This is a genomic window from Listeria grayi (assembly GCF_900638015.1).
Classification (GTDB): domain Bacteria; phylum Bacillota; class Bacilli; order Lactobacillales; family Listeriaceae; genus Listeria; species Listeria grayi.
The window spans coordinates 418,045-440,845 of the sequence record NZ_LR134483.1; the positions used below are offsets into that span (position 1 = coordinate 418,045).

General features: G+C 43.5%; 18 protein-coding genes. 13 read left to right on the top strand and 5 right to left on the bottom strand.

Annotation, left to right across the window (positions count from 1 at the left end; all coding sequences use genetic code 11):
• Positions 1–147: 147 nt before the first annotated feature.
• Positions 148–1,521, top strand: a complete 1,374-nt coding sequence (locus tag EL241_RS02010; RefSeq protein ID WP_036108356.1) for an MATE family efflux transporter — start codon at positions 148–150, stop codon at positions 1,519–1,521.
• Positions 1,522–1,714: 193 nt separating this feature from the next.
• On the opposite strand, the gene EL241_RS02015 is transcribed toward EL241_RS02010, so the two are convergent.
• Positions 1,715–2,632: an SDR family oxidoreductase gene (locus EL241_RS02015; RefSeq protein WP_036108353.1), complete on the bottom strand. Its 918-nt coding sequence runs from the start codon at positions 2,630–2,632 to the stop codon at positions 1,715–1,717.
• A 123-nt stretch (positions 2,633–2,755) separates the two neighbouring features.
• On the opposite strand from EL241_RS02015, the gene EL241_RS02020 reads away from it, so the two are divergent.
• Positions 2,756–3,322 carry a TetR/AcrR family transcriptional regulator gene (locus EL241_RS02020; RefSeq protein WP_036108350.1) on the top strand — a complete coding sequence of 189 codons (567 nt, stop codon included), beginning with the start codon at positions 2,756–2,758 and terminating at the stop codon, positions 3,320–3,322.
• A 351-nt stretch (positions 3,323–3,673) separates the two neighbouring features.
• Here EL241_RS02020 and EL241_RS02025 read toward each other — a convergent pair whose 3' ends face one another.
• The 4 genes from EL241_RS02025 to EL241_RS02040 all read right to left on the bottom strand — a co-directional run bounded on the left by EL241_RS02025 (position 3,674) and on the right by EL241_RS02040 (position 9,801).
• Positions 3,674–4,855 (bottom strand): metal-dependent hydrolase family protein, encoded by a 1,182-nt coding sequence (locus EL241_RS02025; protein WP_036108347.1) that lies wholly within the window; start codon positions 4,853–4,855, stop codon positions 3,674–3,676.
• A 12-nt stretch (positions 4,856–4,867) separates the two neighbouring features.
• Positions 4,868–6,037: a hypothetical protein gene (locus EL241_RS02030; RefSeq protein WP_036108344.1), complete on the bottom strand. Its 1,170-nt coding sequence runs from the start codon at positions 6,035–6,037 to the stop codon at positions 4,868–4,870.
• Positions 6,038–6,255: 218 nt separating this feature from the next.
• Positions 6,256–8,631, bottom strand: a complete 2,376-nt coding sequence (locus EL241_RS02035) for a phosphoketolase family protein (protein ID WP_036108341.1) — start codon at positions 8,629–8,631, stop codon at positions 6,256–6,258.
• A 189-nt stretch (positions 8,632–8,820) separates the two neighbouring features.
• On the bottom strand, positions 8,821–9,801 hold the full coding sequence (locus tag EL241_RS02040) for an AraC family transcriptional regulator (protein WP_126320305.1): 981 nt from the start codon (positions 9,799–9,801) through the stop codon (positions 8,821–8,823).
• Between the two features lie 127 nt (positions 9,802–9,928).
• Between EL241_RS02040 and EL241_RS02045 the strand changes: the two genes are divergently transcribed.
• From EL241_RS02045 to EL241_RS02095, 11 genes are all read left to right on the top strand, one after another.
• A complete protein-coding gene (locus EL241_RS02045) occupies positions 9,929–11,230 on the top strand; it encodes an MFS transporter (protein WP_197721057.1) in 1,302 nt (433 codons plus the stop codon).
• A gap of 1 nt (position 11,231) precedes the next feature.
• On the top strand, positions 11,232–12,674 hold the full coding sequence (gene rhaB / locus EL241_RS02050; protein ID WP_126320306.1) for a rhamnulokinase: 1,443 nt from the start codon (positions 11,232–11,234) through the stop codon (positions 12,672–12,674).
• A 23-nt stretch (positions 12,675–12,697) separates the two neighbouring features.
• A complete protein-coding gene (rhaA, locus tag EL241_RS02055) occupies positions 12,698–13,951 on the top strand; it encodes an L-rhamnose isomerase (RefSeq protein WP_036108374.1) in 1,254 nt (417 codons plus the stop codon).
• Between the two features lie 11 nt (positions 13,952–13,962).
• Complete coding sequence (gene rhaD / locus EL241_RS02060) at positions 13,963–14,784, top strand: rhamnulose-1-phosphate aldolase (protein WP_036108336.1); 822 nt, start codon at positions 13,963–13,965, stop codon at positions 14,782–14,784.
• A gap of 12 nt (positions 14,785–14,796) precedes the next feature.
• Positions 14,797–15,111, top strand: coding sequence for an L-rhamnose mutarotase (gene rhaM / locus EL241_RS02065; RefSeq protein ID WP_036108333.1), 315 nt, complete (start codon positions 14,797–14,799; stop codon positions 15,109–15,111).
• 274 nt (positions 15,112–15,385) lie between these two features.
• The gene (gene fucO / locus EL241_RS02070) at positions 15,386–16,537 is read left to right on the top strand and encodes a lactaldehyde reductase (RefSeq protein ID WP_036108331.1); all 1,152 of its coding nucleotides are present in this window, start codon (positions 15,386–15,388) and stop codon (positions 16,535–16,537) included.
• Between the two features lie 170 nt (positions 16,538–16,707).
• The gene (locus EL241_RS02075) at positions 16,708–17,553 is read left to right on the top strand and encodes an NAD(P)H-binding protein (protein ID WP_036108327.1); all 846 of its coding nucleotides are present in this window, start codon (positions 16,708–16,710) and stop codon (positions 17,551–17,553) included.
• A gap of 36 nt (positions 17,554–17,589) precedes the next feature.
• Positions 17,590–18,030 carry an Rrf2 family transcriptional regulator gene (locus EL241_RS02080; protein ID WP_036108324.1) on the top strand — a complete coding sequence of 147 codons (441 nt, stop codon included), beginning with the start codon at positions 17,590–17,592 and terminating at the stop codon, positions 18,028–18,030.
• Positions 18,031–18,246: 216 nt separating this feature from the next.
• Positions 18,247–19,203, top strand: coding sequence for a LacI family DNA-binding transcriptional regulator (locus EL241_RS02085; RefSeq protein WP_036108321.1), 957 nt, complete (start codon positions 18,247–18,249; stop codon positions 19,201–19,203).
• A 114-nt stretch (positions 19,204–19,317) separates the two neighbouring features.
• On the top strand, positions 19,318–20,982 hold the full coding sequence (locus EL241_RS02090; RefSeq protein WP_036108318.1) for an alpha-glucosidase: 1,665 nt from the start codon (positions 19,318–19,320) through the stop codon (positions 20,980–20,982).
• A complete protein-coding gene (locus EL241_RS02095) occupies positions 20,982–22,766 on the top strand; it encodes a glycoside hydrolase family 13 protein (protein ID WP_036108315.1) in 1,785 nt (594 codons plus the stop codon). The genes EL241_RS02090 and EL241_RS02095 overlap by 1 nt, the downstream gene beginning before the upstream one ends.
• Positions 22,767–22,801 lie beyond the last annotated feature (35 nt).

The following is a 22,801-nucleotide window of genomic DNA, read 5'->3' on the forward strand; positions in this document are numbered from 1 at the left end:
CCTCTGAAAAAAAAGAGAGATTTTTTGTTCTCTATCATAGAGGCAAAAGAGAGCGCTGTCAAGGCGTAAAAGCAGAATCACCTTCCTAGACATCGAGCGAGTGAATGCTATAATGAAAAGATATTGAAAGAAAGGATCGATTCTGCTATGTTTCCAAGAATAAAGCAATATGGGAAAAATTTTATTTCTAGTGACTTGTTCTCGTCGAAAGAAGTTGTTCAGCTAACAATTCCAATCGTCATCGATCAAGGCTTTGTTATTGGAATGGCACTTTTGAATACAGCAATGATAAGCTCGGCAGGCATCGCAGCCGTCAGTGCAGTCAATATGGTCGAATCATTGAATATTTTCTTCATTAGTGTATTCATTGCACTTTCGACTGGGGGTACGGTAGTGGTCGCCCAAGCTCGTGGGAAAAGAGATGAATTGCTCGCTGAACGCTCAGCAGTCGCAACAGTGGTCGCTGTTTTTGGGATCGCCATCGTGCTTGCGATTATCGTGTTGATTTTCCATCGGGCGCTTTTGGAAGGCTTGTTTGGAGGTTCCAGCGAGGCCGTAATGAAAAATGCGAGTGTCTATCTGATCGGATCGATGCTTAGCTATCCAGCGCTTGCAATCGTTGAATCTGCTTGCGGTGTCTTGCGAGGCGTCGCGGATACCCGAACTTCTTTGTTTCTCTCCGCACTCACCAATCTAAGCTACGTGGCTCTCAACTTGCTCTTTATCCAAGTTTTTCATTTAGGGATCGTCGGCATGATCATTGCGCTGAATATCGCCCGCTTATTAGGCGGATGTGTGTCGATCTGGTATTTGACCAAGCGGACTCAATCGATCCACTTTTCTTTCTCCCGGCTTTCGCCCTTTAACTTCGACATCATGAAAAAAGTAATGTCGATCGGCTTTCCGTTTGCCGCCGAGCAGCTCTTCTTCAACGGCGGAAAAATCCTGACACAGATCTTTATCGTCCAATTAGGAACACTCGCCCTCACAGCAAACGCGATCGGCAACTCACTGACCATGCTTCTAGAGATCATTCCGGCCTCCTTAGGGCTTGCATTAGTTACGATCGTGGGGCAGTCGATCGGGGCAGGAGATACTAAAAGCGTCCGAAAATTCTGGCTATCTTTCTTAGCGCTTTCTTCGATCACCACGCTTTTGACCAGCGTCATCCTCATCACAGTCTATCCATGGCTCATTGACTTGTTCCACGTTCCGGCTTCTGTTGAAAAACAAGTTTTTGTCCTGCTGCTGATGGTTTCGGTCGCAAGGATCATTGCCTGGCCACTCAGCTTCATTACCCCTTCTGCACTCCGAGCCGCAGGGGACGCAACCTTCACATCAGTTGTTTCGCTGATCACGATGTGGAGCATTCGGATCGTACTCGGCTATATCTTGGGAATCACGTTAGGATATGGCTTGCTCGGCGTTTGGGCAGCAATGTGTTTTGAATGGTTCGTCAGAGGCATCATCTTTGCGGTGCGGTTGTATCGCGGGAAGTGGATGCGGAAGCGGTTGGTTTGAGGAGGAAATATTATACTAAGCAGCGCCCGTTAGCTACCTCAACTTCGCCAAGTGTATAATAATTATTATTAGCAAAGTCAGTTTGTAAAAATTCTTATTTATAGACAAGAAATGGATTTGGTCTTCGTTCCTATTTGGAAGAAGATCAAATCCATTTGTTTAGCTTTAGCAGAAATACAAAGCTAAAGGTCCATTATTTGAAGTAACTACCGCTTTTTAAATCTGCTATTAAAGTTGGTTCTACAGGCGTCCAGTTTAGCTCTTTTTGTGTTTGGTCACTGGAAGTGGGTGCATCTAAAGCGAATATTCCTGCAAGAAAACCTAGTTGTTCTTGTGATTCTGCTTGCGTAAGAGAAACAGTAGGAACATTCAAATAATCGCCAATTGCTTGAGCTATTTCTTTAGCTGTGATGGCACTCTCAGCTACGGCATTGAAAACTCTAAGCTTTACTTCTTTGTTTAGCAAATAATCTACTGCTAAAACAAATAAATGAGCAGCGTCTTTTTGACTAACAGCATTCCAACGGTTGGATCCATCTCCAATGTATGCAGATTTGCCATTTTGTTCAGCTATTGCAGCCAATTGTCTAACGAATCCATGTTGATCTTCGGGTCCATGGACACTAGGTGCTAATCTGACAATCCCAACATTGTAGCCATCATCAATCAAATCATAAGCAACGTATTCTGATTTTCGTGGTGTAGATGCTTCTTGATCAGCTGGCATCCGGTAATCTTCGGAAATTTGTTTTTCATTAGCGTTCGTTCCAATCATCGCTGTTCCGGAAGTTATTATTAAGGGTTTGTTTGTTCCTTTAATCCCAGCAGCTAATGCTAGAATCGCTGCTTTGTCTACTTGCCCAGCTTTTGCAAATTCATCAAAATTGTGTTGGAAACCTAAATGCAAGACAGCATCAGCATTTGCAGCCGCTTCTGTTAATACAGATAAACTTTCTAAATCTCCGGTTACAGAAGAAGCACCTAATGTACGCAGTTTTTCAGCTGAATTTTCTGAACGTGCAAGTCCCACTACCTCATGACCAAGATCGACTAATTCTTTTGTTACCTTTGTTCCGACATATCCAGTAGCTCCAGTAATAAATATTTTCAACGTTATCATCCTTTCTCGAATGGGAAAAACTTTAAAGATAGTTCTATCTCCAAAAAGATTATAAAAGATAGAACTATCTTTGTCAAGGTTGAAATATGAAAAAATAAGTTTTATACTAATAATATGAAGAAAAAAGACGATTCAAAGATAGTTAAGATTCAAGAAGCTACTGCTCAGATTATTCTTACGGAGGGAATAGCGAAAGTTTCCACAGTGAAAGTAGCTAAACTAGTGGGAATTGCTCAGTCAAACGTTTATCTCTATTTTAAGAATAAAAATGATTTATTGTTAAGTGCTTATCAGAGGGAGTTAGATCGGATCCGAGATACGCACGACTTAATCGCTCTCACAGATAAAAATATCCCCATCGAAAGGAGAATAGATACGTATATTTGGTCTGTCTATAATTATTCAATCAAATATCCCGATGGACTAACCATTATTGAACAGATTAAGTCCTTGAACCTCACGAATGAAGATGTTTTAAGTACCAACAAAATCGTTATAACGTTATTAGAGGAAGGAATCTCAGCAGGCTACTTGAAGGATGTACCGGTGAATCTGCATATGAGTGTGGTATTTAATGTTTTCCACCAACATGCTTTAAGCATTAAAGACGGATTATACGAGAAAGATACTTACCCGTTTACGGACATTGCCGAAATAGTCTTGGATGCCTTGAAAAAGTAAACTAGGCGTGAAAAAAATGGATGTTTCTTGATTTTGTTTAAACAGAATCAGGAAACATCCATTTTTTATACTTAACATATATCGTAGATAAGCGGGAAGACCAATAATCGGCTTCCAATAGTACTAGTTTCGCAGAGATAAAGACAGGCATATTGAAGAACTTGTTTGGATGCTTTTAAGGCTGTAATGAAAGCTGGTGTGACGCATTCTATGTCTAGTACTGTTCGGGGGGGGACTGTCGATAGGTCAAACAATCACGCTCTCAAAAAGCGAACAAAAAAATCGAAAAACGGCAATGACTCCCCTGGTAGGGGTCATTGCCGTATGGACCCAAGTGAATCCGCATAAACCTTACTGTACCTTCACCCCTTTTTTATAAACAATCTTCTCACCCTGAACTGCTCGAATATCGGCAAGCGGGTCATTGTCGATAATAAGAAAATCTGCCAATTTGCCAGTTTCGATCGAACCGGTCAGCCCCTCGATCTTCAACAGCTCAGCGGCATTCACAGAGGCAGCTTGCAGTGCTTCTAAGGGCGACAATCCGGCATCCACCATTAATTCCAATTCAAATGCGGAACCATTTTCAAAATCATTAAAAGGGGTTCCAGAATCTGTCCCCATTGCGATTTTCACACCGGCTTTGGCGGCTTTACCGATACTGATCTTGTGAGCTTCGGCTACTTCCTGCGATTTTTTTACCATGAATGCAGGCAGCGCTTCGGGATGCTGATTGATGGCCCAAGGAGCTATCAATGTCGGGACTAAGAAAGTCTGTTTATCGAGCATCATTTGAATGGCTTCATCATCGAGATAAATACCGTGTTCGATCGAATCGACGCCGGCATGGAGTGCGTTTTTGATACCTTCTGTTCCTTGTGCATGGGCACAGGCGGTGTAGCCTTTATGATGGGCTTCGTCCACAGCGGCCTTCATTTCTTCGATGCTCAGCTGGATATCCGTGGGGGTCTCGCCATCGATACTTACGCCACCTGTTGCCATCAATTTGATATTCCGAGCGCCGTTTTTGATGTTTTTGCGTGCGTGTTTGCGAGTTTCATCAGTCCCGTCAGATTCGATCCCTAGTTCGCTGCCGTGCCCGCCTGTCATAACAATGGCGGGGCCGGAACCGATGATCCCCGGAGCAGTGATTTTGTTTGTTCGTTCCAGTTTGGACAACTGCAGGTCGATGTTAAACGTAGAACCGACATCACGAATGTAGGTTACACCGTGCTTTAATAGTTTCTCCAGATTTTGGACAGCGATATAGGTGCTGACTACGGAATCGATCTCCACGCTATTGACAGAGGACAAGCCGCCGATTTGGAAGAAAGGATCTAAAATAATATGTGTATGGGCATTGATAAGTCCAGGCATCACATATTTTCCAGAAAGATCCACGACCTCGTGATAATTACCTAAGGAAGGGTCGATAAATGTTCCGGTTTTGGTATCGATTGCAAAGTCGTATGGCTCAAACTGCGTATTTTTTCCTGTAAAAACGTTGGCATGCTTGAATAAAATGGTTGTCATAAAGTTCACTCCTTATAAAAAATTAATGAAGACGGAAGCAATGATGATCGAAGCGATCGAGACGGTAGCAAATCCACCGACGAGCATAGGCGGGAGCATCTGTTTCGTCATATATTCTTTTTCTTCTTCGTCTCTTGCAAGTTCTTTGATCACATCCGTTGTTAAAATATAGTCTGCTGGGAACCCGAGCAGTGCTGTCAGAGCTGTCGCAAAGCCCATGTATTTCGAGAATTTCAGCAGCTTCGAGATAATGAGGGAGAAAATATACATCCCAATCGTTCCGAGCACAAGCAACGTAAGGATCTCTGGGATAAATGAAATAAATCCTTTTGGGGTAGACGTATTCAACTGCATAAAGATATATGCTGTCAAACCGTACATCAGCCAGTTGAAAACGCCGGCTTTATGTAATATATTTTTTTCCAAGAAACCGAGTTCGCTGAAAACGATCCCGAATAATAAGCAGAGAATATTGAAATTGATGATATTATGGAGCAGAATGCTGCTGCCGTAAGCGACCAAAACGACCAGGATCATGCGGACTAGAATAAAAGCACTTGTCCGATAATCCGCCGGCATCCGATCGATCACTTTCGGCCGTTCTTTTTGCGTGCTAACAGTCATTTTCTGACTAGCCGGATTTTCATCACGTTCCTTCTGCAAACGTCTTGCCTCCTTTTTCAACATGTAAGAGGTGATCGGATAGCCGAAAATGCTGTGAAACATGATCATATAGACAGGCAAGGCAGCTAGAGAAGTGAGTCCCAAGCCTTTTAAATTCTCGCTCATCAAAAGGGCAGAAACGATACCGCCTACCATTGCCGGCACAGCAGCAAGCACGGTTGGAAGATCGAAAAGATAGGTGCAGATCGTGAGCGTCAACAGCAAAGTCCCGCAGACCCCAGTCAAAGCGATAATGATCGCACGCCACTGGCTAGCAAGCTCGCGGATGCTCATACTCGTGCCGAGGTGAACGAGCAGCAGTGGGACACACAGGCTGACGAATTCTGTACCAAAACTGGCCTTGGCAACAATATCTTTGGGAAAGATCGTCCAAAATCCAAACAAAAATATCAAAGCAGTGATAAATAATGACGGAATCAATGCCCTTGTAAATGTAGAAAGCCATTCTCCAATAAGAATGGCGGCCATTACTCCTAAAAATGCAAAAAGTGTAATCATAAAAAGCCTCCTTCTAAAGTTGTTATTCCGAGTATAGCAAATTAAAATAACGAAATAAAGGGATTTTTCTGAAAAAAATATAAATTCAGTTAAATGAGGCGGAGGTAAGGAACTCTAATCAAACACGAAAAAATAAGGGAGGCAACTCCCTCACTGAAATAGAAAAAGCGTGGAACATTCTCTGTTCCACGCTTTCTTAAAAGCATATTGTGTTTAAGTTATACTTCCAATAAATCTGTCTTCAATGCTTGCCATTTCCAATTTTCCACCTCTGGTAGATCTTCGCCATTTTCGCGGATAAAATGATGATGTTTGCTTAAAACAGCGTCCATTTCAGCGACGAAAGATGTTGCAATCTCGCCATAAACCGCCTCTGCAGCATCTTTTGCAAGGTGGAAGCGATCCATTTCGCTAAGGACACGCATGTCGAATGGTGTGGTGATATCGCCATTTTCGCGGTAGCCGTGAATGAACAAGTTATGGTTGTGACGGTTGAAGAAGATGTCGCGAACCATGCCTTCATAGCTGTGGAAGGCGAAAATGATCGGTTTGTCGGTTGTAAAATAACGATCGAATTCTTCATCCGTCAAGCCGCGCGGATCAATATCCGGATGGCGTAATTTCAAAATGTCGACAATATTGATAAAGCGGATCTTCAAGGAAGGGAAGGCTTCATTTAAAAGTGTGACCGCTGCAAGTGCTTCTAAGTTTGGCTCTGTACCGGCAGAAGCAATGACGACATCTGGCTCTTCGGCTTCACTTACTGTGGAGGCCCAGTCGATGATTTTCAAGCCGTCCTTCACTAGTATTTCTGCTTCTTCAGCAGAATAGAATTGCGGACGCGGATGTTTAGAAGACACGATCAAGTTGATCAGCTCTTCTGAACGAAAAGCTTCGTTCATGACTGCAAGCAGTGAGTTCGTATCAGCTGGCAGATATTCGCGGATAAATTCCGGCTTTTTCTCTGCTAGATGTGTTAAAACACCTGGATCTTGATGTGTATAGCCATTATGATCTTGTTGGAAAACAGTCGATGTCGCGATCACATTCAGCGATGGGTAACTGTTCCGCCATGTTTGTTCTTTTGCTTTGCGAAGCCATTTGAAATGCTGGGTCAGCATGGAATCGACAACGCGTAGGAAGGATTCATAGCTGGCGAAAAAGCCATGTCTACCAGTGAGGACGTATCCTTCCAAAAAGCCTTCTGCTTGGTGTTCGGAAAGCTGCCCATCGATGATGCGGCCAGCTGGTGCCAACCATTCGTCACGTGGGAATTCTGCTTTGCTCATCCATTGGCGGTTGGTCACTTCAAAGACTTTATTCAAACGGTTTGATTTTGTTTCATCCGGTCCGAAAATACGGAAGTTATCAGGGTTTTCCTTGACGATATCGCGAACGAAACCACCGAGTTCAATCATATCTTGGGTAATGACGTCTTTATTTGCAGTCTCAACAGCATAATCTTTCCAACTAGGTAAGCGCAGTGGTTGCGGATCAATTCCGCCATTCGTGATCGGATTCGTAGCCATGCGGTTTTTTGGTGCAAGGGCTTTGATTTCTTCTTTTAACGAGCCTTCTTCTGTGAACAGTTCTTCAGGGCGATAAGACTGCAGCCAGTTTTCCAATGCGTCGACATGATCAAAATGATGCTGATCAACTGGGATCGGAACTTGGTGGGCGCGGAAGCTTCCTTCAATTGGTTCGTTATTCCATTCTTTGGGACCTGTCCAGCCTTTTGGTGTCCGGAAGAGAATCACTGGCCATGTTGGCATTGTTGCTTTATCTGCGGCTTCTTTGCGTGCTTCTGTTTGGATGGCTTTGATTTTCTCGATGGCCTGATCTAGTTTTTCTGCCATAAGCGGGTGAACTTTCGCAGGATCTTCTCCTTCAACGAAAATCGGGTCCCAGCCCAATCCTTGGAAAAAGGAGGTAAGTTCTTTATCCGTTTTGCGGGAGAGGATCGTCGGATTGGAGATTTTTGCTCCGTTTAAATACAAGATCGGAAGGACGGCGCCGTCATTAACTGGATTGATAAAGGTATTGGAGAACCAGCCTGCGGATAATGGACCCGTTTCCGCTTCGCCATCGCCAATTACTGTAGCAGCGATCACGTCAGGGTTGTCTAAGATCGAGCCAGTAGCATGAGAGAGCGCGTAGCCGAGTTCGCCGCCTTCGTGAAGGGAACCAGGTGTTTCAGGAGCAGCATGAGAAGCAATGCCGCCGGGGAAAGAAAATTGTTTATACAATTTTGTCAGACCAACTTCATCTTGTGTGATTGTTGGATAAATATCCGTATAGCTGCCATCCAGATAAGAATTGGATACCATTACTTGACCGCCGTGACCTGGTCCTTCAATGTAAAACATATTCAGATCATACTTATTGATAACACGATTTAAATGCGCATAAATGAAATTTTGACCGGAGATCGTGCCCCAATGGCCAATTGGATGAACTTTGAGATCTTCTTTTTCAAGTGGTCTACGAAGCAATGGATTTCCTTTCAAATACAATTGTCCGACAGAAATAAAATCTGCTGCCCGCCACCACGCATCAACCTTTGCTAAATAATTTGGAGATGAATAATCAGTCATACCGAATCAGTCCTTTTATATATTTTTTGAGAACCAGCGATGCTCGTTGTGTTTTCGTGAGCAAAAAAGATTGTGATTCTCTGTACAATATTATAATAGAACACTTTGATAGAAATATATATCCTTTTTGAGCCCAATTTTTGTGAGTCAAAAGGGTCAGCGTCGTACTGGACTTGGAAACGAAGTGAATTATTTTTGGCGTCGCTCTTGCGGAAGCATGTGGTAAGTCGCTTTATAGAGATTATAGAAATGCGTTTTGTTTTGAAAGCCGACTTGTTCGATGATCTCACTGATCGGAGCTGTAGTGGATTCAATCAATAGATCAGCAGCCAAGATCTTTTGTTTATTTACGAGTTCTGTAAAGGTGCTGCCGGTTTTGTTTTTGATAACATTGCTTAAGTAATTTTTATTATAGCCGAGTTTTTCAGCAGTAGAGCTAAGCGTGATTTCCCGGTATTCTTTCTCAATCAGTCTTAATGCAGAAAGAATAATGGTATTAGAGCTGATTGCATGGTTCATGACGGTATCGGAAAGATAGGTGTCGCATTTTCGCACTAGTTCGGTAAAAAGGATCGGCAGATAAAAAGTAATTATCTTCGTTGAAAAAGCTTCATTGCGGAAATATTCGGTGATGATCTGATCAAGGATCTGTTTGATATGCGGAATATTTGTACTTTTAAAAATAATATATTTCTTAAAAGAATGGCCTTCTACGGCAGAATTGAGTAAGAAGTCATAGACAAGGCTGTTTTTCTTTTTGATTTCTGCTAACCAACTCAAATTGATATTTTTGTCACGGAAAAGGATATTGATCAAAATATCCTGATCGCCGGTTGCCTTGATCGAGTGATGGCAGCCAGTATCGAGAAGGAGAAGTTCGCCTTCTTGCAGCAGTGCTTCCTTTCCTTCGATGATCTGGCAGCAGCTACCGCTAAGCATATAATTCAATTCCAAAAATTGATGCGAATGATAGGGATAGTCGGCATAGCGGTTATGCTTGCTGACCCGAATATCTTTATTTTTAAAAAAATAACGGTTCAACATATTTATTTCGCCATTTTCTTCGGAAAACGATTTTTTCGGATAATCCATAATGAACGTGCCGGTTTCTTTTTGGGCGATCTCATGCGGGTTGAGCCGGAATAACTGTTCTTTTATTTTGGGATCCATTACTATTCCTCCTGTATATTCGATACTTTTATTATAGATTTACGATATTGAAAACGCAATCATTGAAAACTATATTGTAAGTAAGCGCTTAAATAAAATATGTAGGAGGGTTATTAACATTATGAGTATGGACTCGCAGAAAAGCAAAAAAGGAACGATTGCTGTTTCATTAACGAATTACTTGGACTCGGGTTGTATTGTGGCAGGGGCCAGCGGATTGACATTATGGGCATCAGAATTTGGTTTGAGTAGTTTTGCGGTCGGCCTTTTAGGGGCAATCAGCGCAAATGCGTTCGGTTCTGCTTTTGGTGCATTAGTCGGCGGTCATTTAGCCGATAAGTTCGGACGGAAATTTATCTATACCTACAACATGCTGATTTATATGTTGGGCGTAGCGATCATTATGTTTGCCATGAATTTTACAATGTTATTAATAGGATTTCTTATTACAGGGCTTTCTGTAGGGGCTGGCGTACCGGCATCATGGACCTATTTATCAGAAATGGCAGAGCCGAAAGCTCGTGCCAGAAACATCGGGATCTCGCAATTTGCTTGGTCATGTGGACCGGCGATCATCTTTACCTTAGGGATCATCGTCTCGCCGCTTGGTCTATTAGGTAACCGCTTACTATTTCTATCCTTGTTTGTGGTAGCGTTTATAGCTTGGATGATGCAGCGCAAATTGGAGGAATCGAAAGACTGGGAAGCGGAACAGGAGAAAATGAAAGATCCATTAGTGGAAGTAGAACATCAATTTAAAGATGTGTTTGCTAATTTCGTCAATATCAAATCGATCTTATTCTTGGTTGGCGTGTATATGTTTTGGAATCTGGTGGCCGGAGCAATGGGCTTCTTTATGCCATATGTTTACGAGACTGTCGGTGGTTTGACCAATACGCAGGCAAATCTATTGCAAGCGGTACTTTGGATACTGACAGCTGCTGCAACTTATTACGGTTTTGCTCGTCTTGGCGATCGCGTCAGTCACCGGTGGCTGTTTTTCGTCGGTGCAGCAATGGCGCTTGCATCTTGGGTTGTTTTGACATATGTCGGCATGTCTTGGCTTGGATTATGGACATTTGTCGTATTATGGGGGATCTCAGCAGGAATCGGTGCGCAGGCGTTTTACGCACTCTGGTCGACGGAACTTTTCCCGACAAAATATCGCGGCGGTGTGCAGGGGATCATGTTTTTCATTGTCCGCGGGAGTGCCGGTTTCTGGTCGATCTTCTTCCCAATTATTTTAACTAACCTTGGCTTTGTCGTGGCTGGGACGATCATGATCGCGTTGCTGGCAGCCTCGCTTATTATTGGCGTTATCTGGACGCCGAATACACGTAATCGGTCGCTTGACGATATTACTGCAGAACGCTATGGCGAAAAAGAAAAGGTGGCAGGAACTAAGCTGAAAATAAAAGGAAGTGAATGATGTGGAATACTATGTGGCGATCGATATAGGAGCTTCGAGCGGTCGGCTGATCTTGGGGAATATCGAAGCAGGAAAGCTTCATTTAGAAGAAATCCACCGGTTCAAAAATGGCTTTTCCTGCCGGGAGGGACATGACCGGTGGGAAATCGATACGCTTATCCAAGAGATTTTGACTGGTCTGGAAAAAGTAAAACAAAGAAATATCGATACGTGTATCGTCGGCATCGATACATGGGGAGTCGATTATGTACTCGTTGGCGAAGACGGCGAAAAATTAACTGATCCAATCAGCTATCGCGATACACGAACCGTTGATAAGATCGGCGAGCTCACATCGAGCTACCCGAAAAATTATATCTATCAAAAGACGGGCATCCAATTTTTAGAATTAAATACGCTTTATCAACTTTATGTGGAGAATAAAAAACTGCTCAAAAAAGCAGAGAAGATCTTATTGATCCCAGATTATATCGGCTATGTGCTGACAGGGAAAATGGCGGCAGAAACCACGAATTCTTCGACAACGCAGATGCTTAATCTTCGAGAACAGATATTTGATAAAGACCTCTTGGCACAATTGAACATCGATGCCTCGAAGTTTGCTCCGTTAGTGGACGCGGGTACCCCGCTTGGCAAGTTAAAAGCGTCGTGGCAGGAACGATTTTCGATTCCAGACTGCCACGTCGTCACAGTGGCGACACATGATACTGCCTCTGCTGTAGTCGGAACCCCTGCGGAAGGGGATGACTGGGCTTTCCTAAGCAGCGGGACGTGGTCGCTGCTAGGGATGGAGATCCATGCACCGATTACGAGCGAAGCTGCTTTTTCAGAAAATTATACCAATGAGTGGGGCGCATATGGAACTTACCGTTTTTTAAAAAACATCATGGGATTATGGATCATCCAAGAGATCGCCCGGCTTTCGGACTACAAGTACAGCTACCAAGAAATGGCAGAAGAAGCTGCTGAATCACCATTTTTCAAACAAGTCATCGACGTGAACGATCCGCGTTTCAATAATCCCACGGATATGATTGCTGAGATCCAAGCTTATTGCCGAGAAACGAATCAGACCGTTCCAGAAACAATCGGAGAACTCACAAATTGTGTATATGGAAGTTTGGCGATCCTCTATGCCCAAGAACTGAAAAAAATGGAAAAAATAACGGATAAGAAAGTGAATAAGATCCATATTGTAGGCGGAGGGAGCAATGCAGCGGTGCTAAATCAGCTGACTGCTAATTTAACCGGGCTCCCGGTATATGCCGGCCCGGGGGAAGCAACTGCGATCGGCAATATCATCGTGCAGATGATCACTAGAAATGAGCTGCAAAATGTTGCTGAAGCACGAAATTTAATTCGCAATTCATTTGCGATCAAGCTTTTTGAACCAGAAGAAATGCAGGAATTAGCCGCATTAAAAAAACGAAAATCAGTGATATGAGACCTAAGAAGGAGGAACTGAAAATGAGTGAAGTAGAAAAAAGATATCAAGATGCAAAGGCACGCTATGCGGAGATCGGCGTAGATACAGACAAGGCACTCCAAAAATTAAAGAATGTAAAAATTTCCGTACATTGCTGGCAGGGAGACGATGTTAAAGGGTTCCTGAACCCGGACGGAGAGCTTACCGGCGGAATCATGGCAACAGGTAATTATCCCGGCGCCGCGCACTCGCCAAAGCAGCTGCGGGCAGATTTGGATAAAGCATTTTCCTTGATACCAGGCAAGCACAAACTCAATCTGCACGCGATGTATGTCGATACAGATGAAAAGGTCGATCTTGATACGATCGAACCGAAACATTTTGCGCCATGGGTAGAGTGGGCAAAGGAAAACGGTATCGGCCTTGATTTCAATCCGACATTTTTCTCACATCCGATGTTTAAAGATAATTTTACGCTCGCTTCACCAGATAAAGAGGTACGTGACTTTTGGATCGAGCACGGCAAACGTTCGCGCAAGATTGCGGAGTACTTCGGTAAAGAACTAGGACAAGTAAGTATCAATAACTTCTGGGTTCCGGACGGTATCAAAGACAACCCGATCGATCGCTTAACGCCACGTAAGCGGTTAATGGAAGCGCTAGATGAGATTTTTGCAGAGAAATTAGACGAAAAATACACGCAGGAAGCAGTCGAAAGTAAACTTTTCGGTCTAGGTGCCGAAGCTTATACCGTCGGATCGCATGAATTTTATATGGGTTACGGCATCACGCGCGATAAACTGATCTGTATGGATGCCGGACATTTCCATCCAACAGAAGTCATTTCCAATAAACTTTCTTCGTTAGCCCTATTTAGCAAAGGCGTTATGCTGCATGTCAGCAGACCGGTCCGCTGGGATAGCGACCATGTCGTATTGATGGAAGATGAACTAATTGAGATCGGTCGGGAGATCGTACGTAATGACTTGCTTGCAACGACGAATATCGGCCTAGATTTCTTCGATGCGACTATCAATCGGATCGCGGCTTGGGTAGTGGGCACACGCAATACGCAGAAATCCCTTCTCAAAGCCTTGCTTGAACCAACGGCAGAGCTGAAAAAATTGGAGCTCGATAACGCATTTACCGATCGAATGGTCATTACAGAAGAACTCAAAGATTTCCCTTACGGTGATGTTTGGAATTACTTCTGTGAACAAAATGACGTACCAGTCGGTCTTGACTGGTTAAAAGAAGTAAAAGAATATGAAGAAACAATACTTTCGAAACGATAGGAGCTAGGAAAATGGAAATAAATATCGAACAGGCACCTTTTATCAGAGAAATAGTCGAAACGACTTCTAATTTATACCGGTTAGGCTGGGATGAACGAAATGGCGGCAATATCACTTATCTTCTAAACGAAGAAGAATTGACACCTTACTTGGATATAACGGAAGCGAAGCGCAATATTCCGATGGAGTTTGACGGTTCTGCACTGAGCGGCAAATACTTCCTAGCAACAGGCTCTGGCAAATACTTCAAAAATGTGGCGTCTGCACCGAGCCAAAACTTAGGTATCATTCGCGTTGCCAAAGACGGTAAGAGTATTGACGTGTTATGGGGACTTGAAAATGGCAGCTTGCCGACAAGTGAATTGCCTGCCCACTTTATGAGTCATATCGCCCGCCTTTCTGTCAATCCGAATAATCGGATCGTGATGCACTGCCACGCAACGCATTTGCTGGCGATGACGTTCACACACCCATTAGAAGAACGCGCGCTTACAAGGACCTTATGGCAAATGTGTACAGAATGTCTCGTTGTTTTCCCAGAAGGAGTCGGTATTGTTCCTTGGCTAGTACCGGGAACAAATGCGATTGGCGAAGCGACAGCAGAAAAAATGAAAACCAATCGATTAGTTGTCTGGCCGCACCATGGCATTTATGGATCTGGTGAAAATATGGATGAAACATTTGGTCTGATTGAAACTGCCGAAAAAGCAGCACAAGTCTACACGATCGTTCAAGCGCAAGGCGAAATCAAGCAAACTATCACGGATGAACAGCTGCGTCAGTTGGGAGAACGTTTTGAAGTCACCCCTCGAGCAGGCTATTTAGAGGGATAAGGAGGAAACCGCATGGAACGAATTGCTGAGATCATGTATTTATATCCAGGCAATCAACAGGATTATAAAAAGCGCCATGACGAATTGTGGCCGGAGATGAAGGCTGCTCTTAAGCAGCATGGTGCATCTAATTATTCTATTTTTCTCGATAAAGAAACAGATACACTGTTCGCCTATTTGGAAGTTCCAGACAAAGCAGCCTATAAAAAAATCGCAGAAACCGAAATCTGCCGAAAATGGTGGGCCTATATGGCGCCTATCATGAAGTCGAACCCCGATAATAGTCCGATTTCAAAAGAATTGCAATCTGTATTCTTTCTTGATTAAGAGAGAAGAAGGGATCGCTGCCTAAGGGCAGCACTCTCAGCTTGGCGAAAAACGATCATCTTCGTCGTTAAAGCCTGCGTTCCGATGCTCACGTACACGAGTACGCTCCGCTTCGGTACTCGACTTTGCCTAAAATCAAATCATTTTTCGCCAAGCTGGAAACAGCCCGAAAATGATTGAAATGGTGTTTTTCTTCAGTCTGGGAGCCGCTGCCTAAGGGCAGCACTCTTTCTTATTCTTTTATGTGAATCCACTAACAAAGGAGAAGGTCATAATGGTAAACCGAATGATTTTAAACGAAACAGCTTATTTCGGCAAAGGCGCGATTCAACAAATCGCTGCCGAAGTGAAAAAAAGAAGTTTTCAAAAAGGGCTCGTGGTAACAGATAAAGGATTGGTCGCCGCTGGCCTTGTTGAAAAAGTTACAACGATTCTTGATAAAGCGGAATTAGCTTACGAGATCTATGATAAGATACTGCCAAATCCAACATTAGAGGTAGTGAAACAAGGAGTAGAAGTGCTCAGTACTTCTGGCGCCGATTATATTCTTGCAATCGGTGGTGGCTCGCCAATTGACACTGCCAAAGCACTCGGCATTATTCATACTAATCCGGAATATGCGGATATCGTTAGTCTGGAAGGTGAAGTTAAAACGCAACATCCTAGTCTGCCGATTTTGGCTGTACCAACTACTTCCGGAACGGCTGCTGAAGTAACGATCAATTATGTGATCACAGATGAAAAGCGCAACCGCAAGTTTGTCTGCGTCGACCCGCATGATATCCCGGTATGTGCATTTATCGACAGTGAAATGATGCTTGGGATGCCGAGAGCACTTTGTGCCGCTACCGGAATGGATGCTTTGACTCATGCCATTGAAGGTTATATTACCAAAGGAGCTTGGGAGCTGACCGATACCTTACATCTTAAAGCAATCGAAATTATTTCAAAGGCGCTGCCACATTCAGTAGAAGGGGATCTTCAAGCACGAGAAGAAATGGCGTTGGGACAATATATGGCAGGAATGGGATTTTCTAATGTAGGCCTCGGGCTAGTTCACGGCATGGCGCACCCGCTCAGCGCTTGGTACAACGTCCCTCATGGAGTTGCCTGTGCCTCACTTTTACCGATTGTTATGGATTATAATAAAGCGTATACCGGTGAAAAATATCGGGATATTGCAGCAGCAATGGGAATAAAAGACAGTAGAACAGCACCGATTGAAGAAATTAGAGATAAGACCGTTCAAGCAGTTCAAGCACTTGGAGAAAAAGTAGGCATTCCGCAAACCATCTCAGAGTTGGGCGCGAAAAGCGAAGATATCGAAGCAATCGCAAACGATGCACTCCAAGATGTTTGTACAGGGGGGAATCCACGTCCAACGAACCTTGAAGAGATAACTGCTTTATATCAAGCTATGTTGTAAGTAATAGTATGAAAGCGTCCAAAAGACCGTATGAAATCGTACGGTCTTTTCGCGTTAGAAAAGCAACTGTCATGTGATGATCAAGGCATGAAACAAAGTATTTGCTTTTTGGTCAACCTGTTACTATAATAATAACAAGATGAAAATCAAACAAAGAAGGAGTCTTTATTATGAAATATGGTATTACAGCAGCAACAGGGAAATTTGGCAGAGCAGCCATTCAAGCATTAAGTCAATTAGTACCAGCGAGTGACATCGTTGCTTTAGCGAGAAATACTGAAAAAGCAAAAGCAGTTGTTCCGGAAGGTGTAGAAGTTCGTGCCGGGGATTATACGAAACCGGAAGAATTAACAAAATCATTGGCTGGCATTGATCGTCTTTTATTTATTTCTTCTGTCCCAGGTGGCCCGGTAACACGTGAGGAGCAGCATTTAAATGTAGTTGAATCGGCAAAAGAAGCGGGCGTCAGCTATATTGCGTATACAAGTTTTCCTCATCTGGAAGAAGCAACCGCTTTGCTAGCAATCGATCATCGTACCACGGAAGCAGCAATTTTAAAGGCAGGAATCGCACATTCTTTCCTACGAAATAACTGGTATTTAGAAAACGAACTTTCTAACTTAAAAAATGCAGTAGCAGGAAAACCTTTTGTGTATTCTGCTGGTGAAGGCCGAACTGGTTGGGCATTAGAGCGTGAGTACGCAGAAGCTGCTGCTAAAGTACTAGTTCTTGAAGCGCAAAAAGAAGTTTATGAATTTTCCGGGAATGGCCTTACGCATCAAGAACTAGCTGCCAATATTTCAGGAGATTTTGAGGTTGTTTCTCTGGATGACGCTGCCTATAAAAAAGGATTGGAAGACAGCGGCTTAGATGCAGAAACAGCTAACTTCGTAACGCTGATACAAGGCTGGATCCGCCAAGGGGAATTAGATGGGAATGATGCTGAGCTTAAAGCAGTTCTAGGACACGATCTAGTTCCGATCGATAAGGCGATCAAAGAAGTCACAGAAAAATAAACGCAAACAGACGATCAGAAATGAGGCACGGAATTTATGAAGTATTCGCATAAACTAAGTGATGGCATTCATATTCTTGCGTATATGTGTATCTGTAAAGATAGCGATCTCTCAAGCAAGGCAATAGCAGCCAGCATTGAATCCAATCCAAGTCTAGTCCGCCGAATGATGGCGCAATTAGTGAAGGCAGGCTTAATAGAGAGCAGGCCGGGCGCGGTGGCTCCAGTTTTGACAAAACCTGCGGAAGAAATCAGTCTGCTAGAGATCTATCAAGCGATTGAACAAGACCATCGCATCTTGCATGTTGATAAAAATACGAATCCACGTTGCATTGTGGGCGGGAATATCCAGCACACACTTAATGGTATTTATGACCAATTACAGGCCAATGTGGAGCAGGAAATGCGTGAAGTGACTTTACAAACTGTCGTTGATGATATTATGGCGCAGCATCTTCAAAAAAAAGATAATGTTTGATAGACAGTTTCCTTTGAAAAGGAAGGTGTTTTATCAAACTGCAATTCGATTTAAAACAATGCCAGTTTTGAAGGCATTGTTTTTCTTTTTATCCTCTTGACCACCTATTTCCCGCAAGCCTATAATAAGGAGTATACGAAAAAAGTGGTAATCGCATCTAGTTTTTCTTAACTTTCCACGCACAGATACAAAAGAATATTGGAAAGGACGGTATGGATGGTAACTTTAACAGATGTTGCTAAAAAAGCGAATGTGTCGAAAATGACAGTCTCACGAGTAATCAATCATCCTGAACTTGTGACCGATGAATTGAAAAAATTGGTTTTTGATGCTATGCATGAGCTCAATTACCGCCCGAATGCTGCTGCGAAGGCGCTTGCCAACAATCGCACGCAGATCATCAAGTTTTTTATTTTAGAAGAAATGGATACCACGGAGCCTTACTATATGAATCTATTGATGGGTATCGCGCAGGAACTGGATAAACATCAATATTCCATGCAACTGGTGACGAAAAATGCCTTTGATATCGGGGTCTGCGATGGCTATATCATTACCGGGTTTCGTGAAAAGGATCTGGAATGGATCGAGAAACTAGAAGCACCAGTCGTTCTTTTTGGAGAAAACCGCTACGGTATTGATTATATTGATACAAATAATGAAGAGGGGACGCGCATCAGTACCGAGTATGCGCTTGCTCAAAAATATCAACATATCATCTACATCGGAATCGACATCAATGAGGCATTTGAATTTTCGAGAGAAGCCGGTTATGTGAATGCAATGCAGGCCCACGGATTGGTACCGACGATCCATCGCTTTGATAATCATTCCCGCTATGCAGCGAAATTTATTGAAGATAATTGGGGAATGTGGGAGCAAAACACCTGCTTTGTTTGCAGCTCGGATCGTTTGGCTTTAGGGATCGAACGCGGACTGATCAAAATGGACGGCAACGTACCGGAGCAATTCGGTGTGATCGGTTTTGACGGTGTCTTTTTGGATCAAATCGGCTCACCACAGCTGACAACGGTCAAACAACCAATCATGGATATGGGAGCAGCTTGTGTGACGATGTTGCTTAGCAAAATGAATCAAAACAATGCCAGACAAGGTTATAAACGATTTGAACCGCAATTGATCAAACGCGGGAGCACACGTGTAATCGAGTAAACCTATCGCTAAAGGCGGTAGGTTTTTTGTTACCGCTAACAGCTCGAATTATATTGAAAGCGCTTATTTTATTAGGTAATCTAGGTATGTAGCAAAGAGAAGGAGGTCAGCCAAATGGCAGGTAAATGGTGGCAGCAAGCAGTGATCTACCAGATCTATCCGAAAAGTTTCCAAGATTCCAACCATGACGGGATCGGAGACATCCAAGGTATTATCCAGCGGCTCGAGCATATCGCCGATCTAGGGATCAACACGATCTGGCTCAATCCGATCTATACATCACCGCAAGTCGATAATGGCTATGATGTTTCCGACTATACCGCGATCGATCCAGTTTTTGGAACGATGACGGATGTGGAGCAGCTGATCCAAGCAGCCCATGACAGAGGAATTCGCGTTATTTTTGACTTTGTTTTGAACCATACATCGAACCAACACATCTGGTTTCAAAAAGCGCTGGAGGAACCAGCGAGCGATTATCATGATTATTATGTATGGCAGGAAACTCCTGGCGGCGGCAAACCCAATAACTGGGGTTCTTTTTTTGGCGGTTCAGTCTGGGAATATGTGCCCTCTTTAGGAAAATCTTATTTTCATTTGTTTGCAAAAGAAATGCCAGATCTAAATTGGCAAAATCCGCAAGTTCGGGAAGAAATGTTTCAGATCGCTGCATTTTGGGCGGGAAAAGGAGTAGATGGTTTTCGCTTGGATGCGTTTATACATATTGCGAAAGCGGATTTCTCCAAACAGATGTCCGGGGAAGAAACATATCCCATTGCTGAGCCTTATTATGCAAATTTGCCGGCTGTGAAGGTCTACTTGGCAGAATGGATCGGGCGCTTGAAAGCTCACTTTCCGGAGCTGTTCTTTTTAGGCGAAGCGGCCTCAGCAGATGCTACGCTAGCAGAGGAGTACTGCGATCCAGAAGCTGACCTTTGCGATGCTGTAATCAGTTTTCGTTATTTTCCTGAAAAAGAGCCGACTACACGTGCAGATCTGCCTAAACAATTTTTACCGAAGTCACTGGATTGGCAGGCATTTAAAAAGACGATGGCCCAGTGGCAGCAAGCGGATATTTACCCGGTTTTATATTGGAATAATCACGATCTACCGCGGGCGATATCAAGGTTTGGCGATACCGGAAAATGGCGGGAGCGAAGCCAGATGATGCTAGCGGGACTGATGTATCTACAGCGTGGACTCCCACTGCTTTATTACGGTGAAGAAATCGCGATGCAGCAGTTGGTGATGCCGGAGATCACTGCTTTTCAAGAAGAGGCAGCCAGAGATTTTCTGCGGGAAGGACAGGAAAAAGGTTATGACGAGCAGCAACTGTTGGAATGGGCAAGTTTGACCAGCAAAGATGCCAGCCGTGGTGCGATGCAGTGGGAGAATACGGATTATGCCGGTTTTTCAGAGACGGCGCCTTGGTCAGGGGTCAATCAAGAACCTGATTTTACTGCGGCGAGCCAGCAAAACCGAGTTACTGCATTTTATCGGCAACTGCTGAAGTTAAAGCAAACGGAATTATTTATTGCTGGAAACTGGGAAATGATAGATACAGGAGAACTACCATTGTTCGGCTATCGGCGTAAAACCAAAAGACAAGATGCGATCGTGCTGGCAAATCACAGTGCGGAAACAATCGAATATTCGGCGTCTCTTGCTGAAGCATCGATCTTGCTCGCGAATACCGCTGATTTCCAAATAAAACGAGATCATATCATCGTGCCGCCATTCGGCATGATTGTTTTCAAAACGAAAGGAGTAGAAAAATAATGAATACAGCAGCATTTTATCATCGTCCGGAGAGTGAATACGCTTATCTTTATGATCAGGACACGTTGCATATCCGCTTACGGACGGCGAAAGCAGATATCCAAGAGGTGTTTGTCCTAAAAGGCGATCCTTATTTACTAAATGAGGAAAAATGGTACGAGCATGAAGTAAAAATGACACAGATTGGTTCCACAGATACACATGATTATTGGCAACTGGAAACGGGTGCGCCATATCGCCGTTTACAATATGCGTTCCATTTGATCGATCATGACGGCGAAGAAGTTTTTTATGGGGATCGCGGGACTTTTCCCTACACAGAGGCAACGTGCCAAACGGCTAATTACTATTTCCGCTTGCCTTATTTTCACGAGATCGATCGGTTTGACGCACCGGAATGGGTGAAGGAAACGGTTTGGTATCAAATTTTCCCTGAGCGGTTTGCAAACGGTGACGTATCAAACGATCCAGAAGGAACCCTACCATGGGGAAGTAAACTGCCTGACCGCACGGATTCATTCGGCGGCGATCTACAAGGGGTTTACGATCATTTGGACTATTTGGAGGGACTTGGCATCAATGGTATTTATTTCTGCCCGATTTTCAAAGCGAATTCCAATCATAAATACGATACAATCGACTATTACGAGATCGATCCTGACTTTGGCGACAAAGGACTATTCAAGAAATTAGTAGATGAATGTCATCGCCGCGGAATTCGGATCATGTTGGATGCAGTTTTCAATCACATGGGAGATAAATCACCGGAGTGGCAGGATGTTATCGAGAAGGAAGCAGATTCTAAATATCGCGATTGGTTCCATATTCGTGATTTCCCTGTTCGCTATGGTGAAAACGGCAATTTTGAAGGAGCAACGACACTTTCTTTCGACAGCTTTGCGTTTACACCGCACATGCCAAAATTAAATACCGCCAATCCAGATGTGGAGGCTTATTTATTAGATATTGCGACCTATTGGATCAAAGAATTTGATATTGATGCGTGGCGCCTGGATGTTGCGAATGAAGTCGATCATCATTTTTGGAAGAAATTCTATCAGGCAACAACTGCCGTGAAACCGGACTTTTATATTTTAGGAGAAATCTGGCACTCCTCGCAAAGCTGGCTGCAAGGAGATGAATTCCACGGGGTAATGAACTACGCTTTTACGGAAACCATCGAAGATTTCTTTATTCAAAAAAAAATCAGTGCCTCGAAAATGATCGCTGGGTTGAACGAACAGCTGATGCTTTACCGGCAGCAAACGAACCAAATGATGTTCAATATGCTCGATTCACATGATACGGCCAGATTATTGACGATCTGTGGGGAAAATAAAGATTTAGCGAAAGCGACTTTAGCCTTTACTTTCTTACAAATCGGCGCGCCATGTATTTATTATGGTACGGAAATCGGGATGCTTGGCGAAAATGACCCGGATTGTCGCCGCTGCATGATTTGGAAAGAGGAGGAGCAAGATAAAACGTTCTTTGCTTTCACAAAAGCATTGATCAAATTGCGTAAAGACAACTATCAGCTGCTTAGCGAAGGGGAATTGGTCTGGCTGGCAACTGATGATGAGAAAAAGCAAATCGCTTTTGTCCGCAAATGGAATGGTGAGGTTTGGAATGCTTACTTTAATTGCGGTGATGTGCCCTATTATTTAGAACATGATGGCGACGTGCTTTTCCATCACCAAGCGGAGCAAGGAGAAGACGGTAGCTGGGTTGTCGGACAGTATGGCTGTATTATTTACCGGGAAACAACTGAAAAATCGTGTTAGCGGTAACATTAAAAAAGCGCTTGCATAACAGTTGT

Excerpts from the sequence above, each read along its gene's own strand:
- EL241_RS02010 (WP_036108356.1), top strand. The coding sequence starts at position 148 with ATGTTTCCAAGAATAAAGCAATATGGGAAAAATTTTATTTCTAGTGAC.
- EL241_RS02020 (WP_036108350.1), top strand. The coding sequence starts at position 2,756 with ATGAAGAAAAAAGACGATTCAAAGATAGTTAAGATTCAAGAAGCTACT.
- EL241_RS02025 (WP_036108347.1), bottom strand. The coding sequence starts at position 4,855 with ATGACAACCATTTTATTCAAGCATGCCAACGTTTTTACAGGAAAAAAT.
- EL241_RS02030 (WP_036108344.1), bottom strand. The coding sequence starts at position 6,037 with ATGATTACACTTTTTGCATTTTTAGGAGTAATGGCCGCCATTCTTATT.
- EL241_RS02035 (WP_036108341.1), bottom strand. The coding sequence starts at position 8,631 with ATGACTGATTATTCATCTCCAAATTATTTAGCAAAGGTTGATGCGTGG.
- EL241_RS02040 (WP_126320305.1), bottom strand. The coding sequence starts at position 9,801 with ATGGATCCCAAAATAAAAGAACAGTTATTCCGGCTCAACCCGCATGAG.
- EL241_RS02045 (WP_197721057.1), top strand. The coding sequence starts at position 9,929 with ATGGACTCGCAGAAAAGCAAAAAAGGAACGATTGCTGTTTCATTAACG.
- rhaA (WP_036108374.1), top strand. The coding sequence starts at position 12,698 with ATGAGTGAAGTAGAAAAAAGATATCAAGATGCAAAGGCACGCTATGCG.
- rhaD (WP_036108336.1), top strand. The coding sequence starts at position 13,963 with ATGGAAATAAATATCGAACAGGCACCTTTTATCAGAGAAATAGTCGAA.
- rhaM (WP_036108333.1), top strand. The coding sequence starts at position 14,797 with ATGGAACGAATTGCTGAGATCATGTATTTATATCCAGGCAATCAACAG.
- fucO (WP_036108331.1), top strand. The coding sequence starts at position 15,386 with ATGGTAAACCGAATGATTTTAAACGAAACAGCTTATTTCGGCAAAGGC.
- EL241_RS02075 (WP_036108327.1), top strand. The coding sequence starts at position 16,708 with ATGAAATATGGTATTACAGCAGCAACAGGGAAATTTGGCAGAGCAGCC.
- EL241_RS02080 (WP_036108324.1), top strand. The coding sequence starts at position 17,590 with ATGAAGTATTCGCATAAACTAAGTGATGGCATTCATATTCTTGCGTAT.
- EL241_RS02085 (WP_036108321.1), top strand. The coding sequence starts at position 18,247 with ATGGTAACTTTAACAGATGTTGCTAAAAAAGCGAATGTGTCGAAAATG.
- EL241_RS02090 (WP_036108318.1), top strand. The coding sequence starts at position 19,318 with ATGGCAGGTAAATGGTGGCAGCAAGCAGTGATCTACCAGATCTATCCG.
- EL241_RS02095 (WP_036108315.1), top strand. The coding sequence starts at position 20,982 with ATGAATACAGCAGCATTTTATCATCGTCCGGAGAGTGAATACGCTTAT.